Below are 13,026 nucleotides of genomic sequence, written 5' to 3' on the forward strand. Positions count from 1 at the left end.
CGGGCCTGTTCGATCCGCTGGCCGGTTTCGCGGTCACCGCGGCGACCATGTTCAAGAAGCCGAACACCGAGTTCTATCCGGAACAGAAGGTGCCGACCGCGCCGCGCTACCACGGGCGTCATCAGCTCAACCGGTACGCGGACGGTCTGGAGAAATGCATCGGTTGCGAGCTGTGCGCCTGGGCCTGCCCCGCCGACGCGATCTACGTCGAGGGCGCGGACAACACCGAGACCGAACGCTTCTCGCCGGGTGAACGGTACGGGCAGGTCTATCAGATCAACTACCTGCGCTGCATCGGCTGCGGCCTGTGCATCGAGGCGTGCCCGACCCGGGCGCTGACCATGACCAACGACTACGAGATGACCGACGACAACCGTGCCGGACTCATCTACGAGAAGGACCGGCTGCTCGCCCCGTTGCAGCCCGGCATGCAGGCCCCGCCGCACGCCATGCAGCCCGGCACCGACGACAGCGACTACTACCTCGGCAACGTGCTCGGCAGCATCCGGGAACCCGACGGCGGCAACGGAAACGGCGCGCCGGACAGTCCGAAAGAACCCGCCGTAGCGGGCGTGGAAGGAGGCGTGCGGTGAACGAACTTATCCTCGCCGCCGAGCCGCTCACCCGGACCGGCACCGGCGAAGCGGTGAACTTCTGGGTGCTCGCGCCGGTGGCCACGATCGGCGCGCTCGGCATGGTATTCGCCCGCAAGGCAGTGCATTCCGCGATCTGCCTGGCCGCCACCATGATCATCCTCGCGGTGTTCTACATGGCCCAGGACGCGCTGTTCCTCGGCGTCGTGCAGATCGTCGTCTACACCGGCGCGGTGATGATGCTGTTCCTGTTCGTGCTCATGCTGGTCGGTGTCGATTCGGCCGAATCGCTGAAGGAAAACCTGCGCGGGCAACAGCTCGCCGCGGCGGCGGTCGGGCTCGGCTTCGGCCTGCTACTGATCAGCGGCATCGCCCGCGGCATCCGCGAATCCGGAATCTCCTTCCCCGCCAAGGGTTTCGCCGGACGTGACGTGATCGGCGAGCTCGCCGAGCTGATCTTCGTCCGCTACGTATGGGCGTTCGAGCTGACCGGCGCGCTGCTCATCACCGCCACCATCGGCGCGATGGTGCTCGCGCACCGCGAGCAGTTCGGGCCGAAGATCGGCCAGCGCGAGATGTCGGTGCGCCGGTTCCGCGAGGCAGGCCACCGGGCCACCCCGCTGCCCACCCCCGGCGTCTACGCCAGGCACAACGCGGTCGACATTCCGGCCAGGCTGCCCGACGGGTCCTTCGAGGAACTGTCGGTCAGCACCATCCTGCGGCACCGCCGCACCCGGGCGCTCACCGAAGCGGCCGTCATCTCGGTCGCGGCGCAGGACCCGGCACCGGTCGGCACGGCCGCGAACCAGAGCCAGAGCGACGAGGAAGGCAAGCGGTGAATCCCCAGAACTACCTGTTCCTGTCCGCCCTGCTGTTCACCATAGGCGCGGCCGGGGTGCTGCTGCGGCGCAACGCCATCGTGGTGTTCATGTGCATCGAGCTGATGCTCAACGCGGTGAACCTCGCGTTCGTCACCTTCGCCCGGCTGCACTCGAACCTGGACGGCCAGGTGTTCGCGTTCTTCACCATGGTGGTTGCCGCGGCCGAGGTCGTGGTCGGCCTGGCCATCATCATGACCATCTTCCGCGCCCGCCGCTCGACCTCGGTCGACGACGCCAACCTGCTGAAGTTCTGACGTGGATACGGCGACGCTCTGGCTGCTGCCCGCCCTGCCCCTCGCAGGCGCGATAATCCTGCTGCTCTCCGGTCGTTTCAGCGACAAGTGGGGCCACCTGCTCGGCACCGTGATGGCGCTGGCCGCCTTCGTGGTCGCGGGCCTCGGCTTCTTCGACATGCTCGGCCGCGACAACGCCGAGCGCGGCATCCACACCGACCTGTTCAGCTGGGTGCCGGTGGCCGGGCTGCAAGCCGACTTCAGCCTCCAATTGGACCAGCTGTCCATGTGTTTCGCGCTGCTGATCACCGGCGTCGGCTCGCTGATCCACATCTACTCCATCGGCTACATGAGCCACGACCCGGGACGTCGGCGTTTCTTCGCCTACCTCAACCTGTTCCTCGCGGCCATGCTGCTGCTGGTGCTGGCGAACAACTACCTGGTGCTCTACCTCGGCTGGGAAGGCGTCGGCCTGGCGTCCTACCTGCTGATCGGGTTCTGGTACCACAAGCCGACCGCGGCCACCGCGGCCAAGAAGGCGTTCGTGGTCAACCGGGTCGGGGACATGGGACTGGCGATCGCCATGTTCGTCATGTTCTCCACCTTCGGGTCGATCAACTTCACCGACGTGTTCGCGGGCGCCCCGCAGGCCGGGGAAGGAACGCTCACCGCGATCGGGTTGCTGCTGTTGCTGGCCGCCTGCGGTAAGTCCGCGCAGGTGCCGCTGCAATCCTGGCTCGGGGACGCGATGGAAGGCCCCACACCGGTTTCCGCGCTCATCCACGCGGCCACCATGGTCACCGCGGGCGTGTACCTGATCGCGCGCTCGGGTCCGATCTTCGATCTGGCGCCGGACGCGCGACTCGGGGTGGTGCTCGTCGGCGCGGTGACCCTGCTCTTCGGTGCGATCGTCGGTTGCGCGAAGGACGACATCAAGAAGGCGCTCGCGGCGTCGACCATGAGCCAGATCGGTTACATGGTGCTGGCCGCGGGCCTCGGCCCGGCCGGCTACGCCTTCGCCATCATGCATCTGCTCACCCACGGGTTCTTCAAGGCCGGGCTGTTCCTCGGCGCCGGCTCGGTGATGCACGCGATGGACGACGAGACCGACATGCGCCGCTACGGCGGACTGCGCAAGCTGCTGCCGATCACCTACGTCACCTTCGGGCTCGGCTACCTCGCGATCATCGGGGTGCCGCCGTTCGCCGGGTTCTTCTCCAAGGACAAGATCATCGAGGTGGCGTTCAACCAGGGCGGCGCAAGCGGTTTGACGCTCGGCACGGTGACGCTGATCGGTGCCGGCCTCACCGCCTTCTACATGACCCGGGTCATGATGATGACCTTCTTCGGCGAGAAGCGCTGGAAGCCGGATACCCATCCGCACGAATCCCCCGCGGTGATGACCGGGCCGATGATCCTGCTCGCCATCGGATCGGTCGCGGCGGGTGCGCTGTTCGCCTTCGGGTCCTCGTTGCAGAACTGGCTGGAACCGGTGGTCGGCGCGCATCACGGCGAAGAAACGGTCCCGGCGGGGGTGGTCACGGCGCTCGCGCTGGTGGTCGTCGCCATCGGCGTCGGCTTCGCCTACTACCAGTTCGCCCAGCGTGAAATCCCGGAGACCGCACCGGAATCGGTGTCCGCGCTGACCATCGCGGCGCGCAAGGACCTCTACGGTGACGCGCTCAACGAGGCGGCCTTCATGCGGCCCGGCAGCCACCTGACCCGCGCCCTGGTGTTCCTCGACAACCGCGGCATCGACGGAATCGTCAACGGGACGGCCGCGCTGATCGGTGGTCTGTCCGGCCGGATCCGGCGGGTGCAGACCGGATTCGTGCGGTCTTATGCCCTGTCCATGTTCACCGGCGCGGCCCTCGTCGCCGCCGCCCTGCTGGCAGTGAGGTTGTGGTGACGGACTTTCCCTGGTTGACCACGTTGTGGTTGGCGCCGGCGATCGGCGCGGTCATCGTGCTGGTGCTGCCCGCGGCGCAACGCGTGCTCGCGCGCTGCCTGGCGCTGGCGGTGTCGGTGGCGGTGCTGGTGTTCGCGATCGTGCTGGCGGTGCGCTTCGAACCCGGTGGGGCGCAATATCAATTCGTCGAGGACCACGAGTGGATCCCGGCGTTCGGCGCCGGATACACCGTCGGCGTCGACGGGATCGCGCTGGTGCTGGTGCTGCTCACCACGGTGCTGGTGCCGTTGCTGATCCTGGCCGGCTGGCACGACGAGCGCGAGGTCGGCAGCGGGCGGCGGGTCTCGCACACCTACGTCGCACTGACCCTGCTGGTCGAGGCGATGGTGCTGATCTCCTTCGTCTCGCTCGACATTCTGCTGTTCTACGTGTTCTTCGAAGCCATGCTGATCCCGATGTACTTCCTCATCGGCGGGTTCGGGCCGCGGTCGGCGAATCTGGAGCTGCGCCAGCAGCGCTCGCGGGCCGCGGTGAAGTTCCTGCTGTACAACCTGTTCGGCGGGCTGATCATGCTGGCCGCGGTGATCGGGTTGTACGTGGTCACCGCGCGCGACGGGCTCGGCGCGGACTCGGCGGGCACCTTCGATTTCCGTGCGGTGGTCGCCGCGGCCAACTCCGGGCAGCTCACCGCGGCGCCCGCGGTGCTCAACGCGCTGTTCCTCGGGTTCATGTTCGCGTTCGCGGTGAAGGCGCCGCTGTGGCCGTTGCACACGTGGTTGCCGGACGCGGCGGTGGCCGCGACCCCGTCGAGCGCGGTGCTGATGATGGCGGTGGTCGACAAGGTCGGCACGTTCGGCATGCTGCGCTACTGCCTGATGCTGTTCCCGGACGCGTCGAGCACCTATGCGCCGCTGGTGATCACGCTCGCCGTGATCGGCATCATCTACGGTGCGCTGCTGGCCATCGGGCAGACCGACGTGATGCGGCTGATCGCCTACACCTCGATCTCGCACTTCGGGTTCATCATCCTGGGCATCTTCGCGATGACCAGCCAGGGACAGACCGGCGCCACGCTGTACATGGTCAACCACGGCATCTCCACCGCCGCGTTGTTCTTGATCGCCGGATTCCTGGTGTCGCGGCGCGGGACTCGGCTCATCGCCGACTTCGGCGGCGTGCAGAAGGTCGCGCCGGTCTTGGCCGGCACCTTCTTCATCTCCGGCCTGGCTACGCTCTCGCTGCCCGGGCTCGCACCGTTCATCAGCGAATTCCTGGTGCTGGTCGGCACCTTCGCCCGCTACCAGGTCGCCGCGGTGATCGCGACCGGTGCGCTGGTGCTCGCGGCGCTGTATGTGCTGTGGATGTATCAGCGGATGATGACCGGGCCGGTCAAGGAGGGCAACGAGCGCATCTACGACCTGGTGCCGCGCGAGCTCGCGGTGGTGGTGCCGTTGATCGCGGCGCTGCTGTTCCTCGGCGTCTACCCGAAACCGATCCTGGACTTCATCAATCCCGCGGTGAGCCAGACGTTGACGACCATCGGCAAGCACGACCCGGCACCGTCTGTACCCGCGTTGCCCGAGGCCGGTAAAGCCGAACATTCCGGAGGAGCCCACAAATGAGTCGCACCAGTGTTCGCGTCGCCATCGCTCTCATCGTCGCGGGGCTGCTCGCCGCGGTGATCTCCCTCTCGAGGACGGCCTAAGTGACTTCCTTGGACTACGGAACAACCCTCGCCGCAAGCATTCCGGCGCCGAGCGTCGAGTACGGGCACCTCTCGCCGATGCTCATCGTGCTCGGTGTCGGCGTGGTCAGCGTGCTGGTCGAGGCGTTCATGGGACGGCGGTTCCGGTTCGGCGCGCAGATGCTGCTGAGCCTGGTCGGACTGATCGCCGCTTTGGTCGCGGTGATCTTGCTTGCGGGGACCAATGCCACCGCGATGGGCGGTGCGGTCGCCGTCGACGGGGTGACGCTGTTCTTGCAGGGCACCATTCTGGTGGTCTCGATCCTCGGTGTGCTGTTCATGGGTGAGCGGGGTGCTGAGCCTCGGGTCCAGGCGCGCAGCGGTCCGGGCACCTGGAGTGCGGCCGCGGCGACGCTCGGGCGTGGGGTGGATGCGTTTACGCCGCAGGCCTCTTCGGTGCCCGGCAGTGCGATGGAGCGGACCGCGCTGAAAGCGGGGATCGCGACCACCGAGGTGTTCCCGTTGACGTTGATCGCGGTCGGCGGGTTGCTGCTGTTCCCGGCGTCGAATGATCTGCTCACCATGTTCGTCGCGCTCGAGGTGTTGTCGCTGCCGCTGTATCTGCTGTGCGGGCTGGCTCGGCGCAAGCGGTTGCTGTCGCAGGAAGCGGCGTTGAAGTACTTCCTGCTCGGGGCGTTTTCCTCGGCGTTCTTCCTCTACGGTGTGGCGCTGCTGTACGGGCAGGCCGGGACGGTTCGGTTGACCGGGATCGCCGATGCGATTGCGCTGCATCCGGATAACGCGATGCTCGCGCTGCTCGGGGTGGCGCTGCTGGCGGTGGGGTTGCTGTTCAAGATCGGCACGGTGCCGTTCCAGTCGTGGGTGCCCGACGTGTATCAGGGTGCGCCGACGCCGGTTACGGCGTTCATGGCGGCGGCGACCAAGATCGCGGCAGTCGGTGCGCTGTTGCGGGTGCTGCAAGTTGCGGTGCCCGGGTTGAAGGACGACTGGCGGCCGGTGCTCGCCGCGATCGCTATCGCCACCATGGCGGTGGGCGCGGTGATGGCGATCACGCAGACCGACGTGAAGCGGATGCTCGCGTATTCGTCTGTCGCGCATGCCGGTTTCATCTTGACCGGTTTGGTTGCGGCCAACGACAAGGGTGTTTCGGCGATCCTGTTCTATCTGGTCGCCTACGGGTTGGGGACTGTCGGTGCGTTCGCCGTCGTCAGCCTGGTTCGCGATGCCTCCGGAGAGGAAGCCGGCGCGTTGTCCCAGTGGGCCGGCCTCGGCCGTCGCTCCCCTTGGCTCGCCAGCGTTTTCGCGCTGTTCCTGCTTTCCTTCGCCGGTCTCCCCCTGACCAGCGGATTCGTCAGCAAGTTCGCGGTTTTCGAGGCAGCGGCCTCCGGTGATGCCACCTTCCTGGTCATCGTCGGCGTCATCTGCAGCGCCATCGCGGCGTTCTTCTACATCCGGGTCATCGTCCTGATGTTCTTCACCGACCCACCCGCCGACGCCCCCATCGTGGTCTCGCCCTTCCTGACCACCACCGTCGTCGCCTTCGGCGCCGGTGCGACTCTCATCCTCGGCATCTTCCCGCAGCTGCTGCTGGATCTGGCGGATCGGGCGGCGACGTTCGTTCGGTGAAGTTGGTTCTCCACCGCTTCACCTCTGCCGCACACCTTTCGGGGTGTGCGGCAGATTCGTTTCGCGCACACCCCGCACCCGAACAGCCAACAGGTACCCCGCGGACGTCCCTCGCCATGTGCGGCGAAGATCTGCACCCTGTCTCGGGATCCGCACTCGGAATAGGGCCCTAGGGACAGTGCGAATCCCGAGACTGGGTGCGGATCTTGCAACGCGGCGGGTTCTAGTGGAGGTAGGAGGCTCCGTTGACGTTGAGGACGGCGCCGGAGGTCCAGGTTGCCTCGGGTGAGGCGAGATAGCGGACGGCCGAGGCGATTTCCTCGGGAGCCGCGACGCGGCCGAAGGGGCTCTGGGCGCGAACGTCGTCGGTGACGCGGTGGGCGACTCGTTCGGTGGCGACGAAGCCGGGTGCGACCGAGGCGACGGCGATCCCGTGCGGTGCCAACTCGACCGCCAGCGACTGGCCCAGCGCGTGCACCGCGGCCTTGCTGGCGCCGTAGGCCGTGTACTCGGGTTCGCCGCGGAACGCGCCGCGCGAGCCGATATTCACGATTCGCCCGGCGATGCCGTTGTCGATCATGTGCCGGGCCACGCAGTAGGACATGTTGGCAGTGCCGAACACGTTGACGTCCAAGGTCTTCTGCCAGGCCCGCTGCCAATCGGCATACTCTGTTCCGGTCACCGGATGGGCGATGTTGACCGCAGCGTTGTTCACCAGGACATCGATCGCACCGAGCCCCTCGATGGCCGCATCGACGATTCCGGCAACAGCGTTCGGGGAACCGATATCACCATTGACAAGCACATGCCCCGCACCCGGCAACCCGCGCAAGGTCTCTTCACCATCCTCGCGACCCGACGAGTAGTGAACCGCCACCCGATCACCGATCTCCGCGAACGCCACCGCAATTGCCCGCCCGATCCCCCGCGAAGCCCCCGTAACCAACACACCCCGACTCATCCTGTGATCACCATGCCCTCAGCTTGCCATCCCGGTCCACCCACCGTCCCCCCGATATCGGCAACCTGCGGCCACGTACCTCGGCGCATCGACGACCACGACTCGTCCCGCACGCGGCACCGGCCTCCATTCGCGGTAGTAGCACCCAGATGCGGGTCCGACCCTCGCCCTGCGGCTGTGCACCCGGCCGATCCCCCGTCGACCGACTCGCGCCTCAGCTCGATGTCGACAACCAAGTCTGTTGTCAGCACTAAGGGTTGGCCCGCACCCGTCAGCGTTCCTCGGCGACAACTCCCGCCGGTCACTTTCGCCTGCTCACGAGCGGGGCTTGATCGAGGAAAATCGCAGGTGACCCCGCCGCCATATCCCGTTCGATCAAGTGTGACGCGCCAAGTGGGACGTAGTTGCGCCAGGACGCGGATGAGTCCCAACCGTCAGCCGTCAGCAACTTCGCCTGCCGCCGGTCTGGTTTCGCCTGTCGCCGGACGGGCTTGGCCGAGGAAAATCGCAGGTGACCCCGCCGCAATGTCCCGTTCAATCAGGTGCGATGCGCCGAACGCGACGCGACGGTGCCAGGACGCGGGTGAGTCTCAACTCGTCGGCCGCCGGCGGCGACACCTTCTGCCGCCGGTCAGTTTCGCCTGTCGCCGAACGGGACCTGGCCGAGGCGAAACACAGGTGTGCCGCCGTCATGCCCCATTCGATGAGGTGTGATGCGCCGAGCGGGACCTGAGTGAGACGAATCATGGGTGGGGCGCACCATCATGTCCCGTCATGTCCCGGTCGATCAAGTGCGGTGCGCCGAACGGGACATGATGGTGCCACGACGCGGGTGAGTCCTCTGTGGTGTCTAGGTGGGCGAGGATAATTCCGCGGCCGGTCGGCGGCAGCATGATCAGGTGGAGGCAGATTGACGAGTGGCGTCTGGTGGCCGCGTCCTCGAGAGGTTCGTCGTGGTGTGCCGCTGCTCAACCAAGATGCGGTCACTCGTGCGCCGACTGACATATCGCTGGCTGGCATCCCTGTGGTGGCACGCGCAGATGTCCAACCGGCGCGACTTGCGGCTCATTCGGAGTCGAGAACCTGAATGAGCGTCAGAGCTGTTGGTACACAGAATGTTTGGCCGCTACTCAGAGAAGGGGCCCCCGGTGTGATTCGCGACTATCCGTGCGCGTGGTCGGACCGTTAGTCGGGGATGACGGCACCGGTGTGGAGTGCGAGCCCGGATTGGGGGGCGACGTCGGTGTGGAGCAAACCGGCGTTGTCGATCTGGTAGGTCGGGCCGGTGCAGGTGTCGGACTGGACGGTGCCGTGCATAACGTCGCAGTAGCGGCCTGCGGGGAGGGAGGTTTGGTAGGTGGTGTCGGTGGCTGGGAAGTCTTCGCCGTTGAGGATGAGGTAGCCCTCGGCGCCTCGGCCGAAGGCGATGCGGTTGCCGCCGTTGTCGGACCAGTCGACTACCGGCTGGCCTTGGACCTGTTGGTGGAAGGCGACCATGGGGCCGATGCCGGGCCAGGCGTGTTCGCATTGCCAGTGGCCGTCGCCGCAGTGGGCGTCGGTGGCGCGTCCGAGCGGGTCGGACGGGGGCGCTTCGTCGTAGGAGCTGAATGCGTAGCCGCTCAGCACTTTTGGGCGGCCGTAGGGCCAGGCGAGCATGAACGCGTTGGCTAGCGTGTAGCGGTCGCGGTCGGCGTAGGTGAGGGTGGTGCCTTGGTGTTCGGTGTCGTGGTTGGCGACGAAGACTACGGATTTGTCCGACGGCAGTGCCGAGCTGAAGGTTCGGAGGCCGGCTAGGCGGCCTTGGCGGAAGATGGCGCTCAGGGTGCCTGCGTAGCGGAGGTCCATGACGGCTCCCGTGGCGAGGTACTCCTCGGGTTGCACGGCTTCTTGCCAGCCGTAGATGACCTCTTGGTAGACGTAGGCCGGTCGGGTCAGGCGCTGTTCGATCGCGGCAAGGTCTTCTGGCGCAATGTATTTGGCCGAGTCGACACGGAAGCCGTCGACGCCGAGGGAGAGCAGGTCGTTGAGGTAGCCGGCGATGCGGTCGCGGACGGAGTCGTCGCCGGTCGCGAGGTCTGCCCCGTTGAACGACTGGCAGTTGAAGACCTGGTAGCGGTCCGCGAGGTTCGCGACGGTGTTCCCCGGCGTGCCGCAATGATGAAAGTCGCGCTCGGTGTACGGCACCGCCGGATACAACTCGTGGCAATACGGTGTGAGCCCACTACCGACCCCACACCCCTCCAACGCCGACATATTGTTGATCACCGCATCGATGTACACCTGCACACCCGACTCATGGCAGCTACGCACCATCGCCGCCAACTCATCCCGCGTACCGAAGCGACTCTCCAACTTGTAGGACACCGCGGAGTACCCCTGCCACCAAGGAAACCCCTTCTCCGGCCACACCGAATGCTCCTCCGGCGGCGAAGTCTGCACCGCGCTATACCCCAGCGGCCCCAGCGTCGTCTGACACTCCCGCCCGATAGACCGCCAATTCCACCCGAACATCTGCGCAATCACGTCCCGCCCACCCGGCTCCTCAGCAACCGCCTCACCCGGAACCCATGTCGTCGTCACCGCAGTGACCAGCGCGAACACGCATACGCGGAACATGCGCCGACTGTATCCGAGGGCCCGATTCACCAGACTCCTCATCCGCCCCGACGCGCCGAACCGCCAGACGTCGGGTCACTCGCCGGCGTTACCCGGATGGAGTTGGCCGAGGTTGCGCGCCGCTGCCACGTCCCACTCGGTAACCATCTTCCTCGAACGGGACATGAGTACACGTCTACTCGTGTTTCGCCGCCCTCATGTCCCACTCGGCGGCCGCCTGTTCGTCGAGCGGGGCATGGTGTTGGGCCCACTCGCACTTTTCCGCGACCAGGTCCCTATCGAGGCGTGGCGTACCGGGTTCGCCGGCGGCAGGCATCGCCGGAGGGCTGGCTCGGCTCGGGTGATGTCTCGTGCACCGCTGAGTCAGTTGCGATGCGCGGGTGGTCATCGGAGTCTACGGCGAGCTGGGGCTGAACAATTCCGCGGATCGATTGAAACGGGAGCCACTTCGGTCGACAGCCGTGTGCTGTCGAGGGGACGGTGCCCCGAGCTGCATACCAGGGTGACCACTTCGCTATCGAGCAGCAATGCCGCTGGGACCGTCTGGGCCGGGGGGACTTTCGTCGGCGTCAACCCGCGGCGATCTTGGCGAACTGCATGAACGCCGCCCGGATCTCCTGACAAATCTCCCAGTGACGTGGGTCGCATTGCATGGCAACGTCACTCAGCGTGAGAATTGCGGCGCGGCGTCTCGGACGGTCGGTACAACAGGGGTGGGGGCGCGGGGAGCGCCGAAATGGTTGGGCGGCAACGGTGGTGATGTCGGTGGTGGCCGCCGGTTTGTTACCGCCGGGATCGGCGGCCGCCGATGTGCCGCCCGCTTCGGTGGCGACGGATCGGCAGGAGCAGCCGATTGCGACGCGCGATGGAATCGCGGTGTCGTACGTCAGTTTCCGGTTGCCGTTGCCGGCGAGTGCGCCCGCGCATCCGGAGGCTTGCGATCGCACCGGGTATCTGCGGTATCGGCCGGTCGGCGGGCCGGAGAATTCGCGCGAGGCCGACGCGGTGGTCGTGCAGCAGCAGGGATTGGCCGGTGGCGCAGTCAATTCCGAGGGCGTGGCGGGCAACACGGTGCGGTCGGCGAAGTCGCTCGGGCGCAACATCGAGTTCTGGTCGCTGGCGCGGCGCGGGTCCTGCTTGGATGAGACAGCGGGCTTCGACTACGCCTTGCAGACCGGGAATTATCTGGACGCGGTCGACTACTACTTCAACGGCAAGCCGATCGGCGGTCGCACCTTCCCCGGTTTCAAGGCCTCGCAGGACCTGCCGATCCTGGATTCGATCGGCGTCGAGCGGGTGATCCGGGACCAGTACGAGATCATGCTGCACGAGATGCCGGATCAGGCCGAGCGGCAACACAAGTACGTGTGCACCGGCATTTCGATGGGCGGAATGGTCACCGGCCTCTTCTCGGACTGGGACTTCGACGGCAACCCGGCCACCCAGGCCGACGCCGGCTACAACCAGTGCGCCGCGTTCGCCGCCCAGGACACGATGGTCTCCTCGGATCCGGCCGCGATCCAGAACACCCCGTTCTTCCACGACATCACCGACGCCATCATGAGCCCGACGAACAACGTGCTGAAGGCCGGTTTCGACAGCGGCGTGCTGCCGATGCGCACCCTCGGCCCGGTTCCGGTGATCGGCACGAAGGCGATGGTGCTCTATCGGTTGGCCGGGCTCGCGGCGCATCTCGCGCCGGACGAGGAGAGCCAACTGCTCGCGCACCTGCACGATCCCGAGGTCGAGGCGACGCTCACCACCATGTTCGGCCAGAGCTGGGCCGCGGTGGCGACCGGCGGCGCCGACGGGGAAGGCACCATCCGCGACTACCGGTTCACCAACGCGGCGTTGCTCGGCACGTTCATCGACAACAACTCCGGCAATTTCGCGCTGCTGCAGCAGGGCGTCGGCGCGCTGTCCGGCGGTCCGGTGCAGGAGAAGACGTTCCCGAACGGCGGCGGGGCGACCCAGATTCCGGTGCTGGGCAACTACCTGCGGATCAGCGCGGGCCCGCAGACTCGCGTCGCGCCGACCGACCGGACCGCGCTCTACACCTGGCGCAACTACAACGACGTGGTCGGCGTCCCGTGGACCGCACCGAACCGGGAGACCGCCGACATCCACGAGGTGGCAAGGCAATTGGGCACCGGCGCGCCAACGGCCTACTGGGAGACCTACTTTCCGCTGCGCATGATCATCGATCTCGGCGCGGGCCTCACCGGCGCGCGCAGCGGTGACATGGTGAATCTGCGGTACCACAACATGAGTCGCACGAAGCCGAACTTCGTCGCCTTCGCCGGTGACAGCGTCGTGCAGTACGGCGTGGGCACCTGGGTGCCGACCCCGCCGACCGCACAGGTAGAGACCCTGCCGGGCTATACCCACATCGATACGATCGGCGCGGCCGCGGTGCAGAACAACGGCAAGCCGGATTACAGCGGGCAGTACCTGGCCGAATTCATCCGGGGTCTCACCTAAAAGAACGTCAGTGCCCGCGTG

General features: G+C 66.6%; 9 protein-coding genes. 7 read left to right on the forward strand and 2 right to left on the reverse strand.

The window, feature by feature from the left end; genetic code table 11:
* Positions 1–5 precede the first annotated feature (5 nt).
* The 6 genes from nuoI (at position 6) to nuoN (ending at position 6,947) form a co-directional block, all read left to right on the forward strand.
* Positions 6–593, forward strand: coding sequence for an NADH-quinone oxidoreductase subunit NuoI (nuoI, locus tag AB0M22_RS29050; RefSeq protein ID WP_364734039.1), 588 nt, complete (start codon positions 6–8; stop codon positions 591–593).
* A complete protein-coding gene (locus AB0M22_RS29055; protein ID WP_364733414.1) occupies positions 590–1,432 on the forward strand; it encodes an NADH-quinone oxidoreductase subunit J in 843 nt (280 codons plus the stop codon). The genes nuoI and AB0M22_RS29055 overlap by 4 nt, the downstream gene beginning before the upstream one ends.
* Complete coding sequence (gene nuoK / locus AB0M22_RS29060) at positions 1,429–1,728, forward strand: NADH-quinone oxidoreductase subunit NuoK (protein ID WP_040735043.1); 300 nt, start codon at positions 1,429–1,431, stop codon at positions 1,726–1,728. The genes AB0M22_RS29055 and nuoK overlap by 4 nt, the downstream gene beginning before the upstream one ends.
* 1 nt (position 1,729) lies before the next feature.
* Positions 1,730–3,616: an NADH-quinone oxidoreductase subunit L gene (gene nuoL, locus AB0M22_RS29065; RefSeq protein WP_364733419.1), complete on the forward strand. Its 1,887-nt coding sequence runs from the start codon at positions 1,730–1,732 to the stop codon at positions 3,614–3,616.
* Positions 3,613–5,238, forward strand: a complete 1,626-nt coding sequence (locus AB0M22_RS29070; RefSeq protein ID WP_364733422.1) for an NADH-quinone oxidoreductase subunit M — start codon at positions 3,613–3,615, stop codon at positions 5,236–5,238. Before nuoL ends, AB0M22_RS29070 begins: the two co-directional genes overlap by 4 nt.
* Positions 5,239–5,321: 83 nt before the next feature.
* Positions 5,322–6,947: an NADH-quinone oxidoreductase subunit NuoN gene (nuoN, locus tag AB0M22_RS29075; RefSeq protein WP_364733425.1), complete on the forward strand. Its 1,626-nt coding sequence runs from the start codon at positions 5,322–5,324 to the stop codon at positions 6,945–6,947.
* A 223-nt stretch (positions 6,948–7,170) separates the two neighbouring features.
* Here nuoN and AB0M22_RS29080 read toward each other — a convergent pair whose 3' ends face one another.
* Positions 7,171–7,908: an SDR family oxidoreductase gene (locus tag AB0M22_RS29080; protein WP_364733428.1), complete on the reverse strand. Its 738-nt coding sequence runs from the start codon at positions 7,906–7,908 to the stop codon at positions 7,171–7,173.
* Positions 7,909–9,093: 1,185 nt separating this feature from the next.
* Positions 9,094–10,524: an alpha-amylase family protein gene (locus AB0M22_RS29085; RefSeq protein ID WP_364733431.1), complete on the reverse strand. Its 1,431-nt coding sequence runs from the start codon at positions 10,522–10,524 to the stop codon at positions 9,094–9,096.
* Between the two features lie 876 nt (positions 10,525–11,400).
* Between AB0M22_RS29085 and AB0M22_RS29090 the strand changes: the two genes are divergently transcribed.
* Positions 11,401–13,005 carry a hypothetical protein gene (locus tag AB0M22_RS29090; protein WP_364733434.1) on the forward strand — a complete coding sequence of 535 codons (1,605 nt, stop codon included), beginning with the start codon at positions 11,401–11,403 and terminating at the stop codon, positions 13,003–13,005.
* Positions 13,006–13,026 lie beyond the last annotated feature (21 nt).

The organism is Nocardia sp. NPDC051756 (genome assembly GCF_040681495.1).
GTDB lineage: Bacteria > Actinomycetota > Actinomycetes > Mycobacteriales > Mycobacteriaceae > Nocardia.

Bases quoted from the DNA above. Each gene is read 5' to 3' on its own strand.
- AB0M22_RS29080 (WP_364733428.1), bottom strand. From the start codon at position 7,908: ATGAGTCGGGGTGTGTTGGTTACGGGGGCTTCGCGGGGGATCGGGCGG.
- AB0M22_RS29085 (WP_364733431.1), bottom strand. From the start codon at position 10,524: ATGTTCCGCGTATGCGTGTTCGCGCTGGTCACTGCGGTGACGACGACA.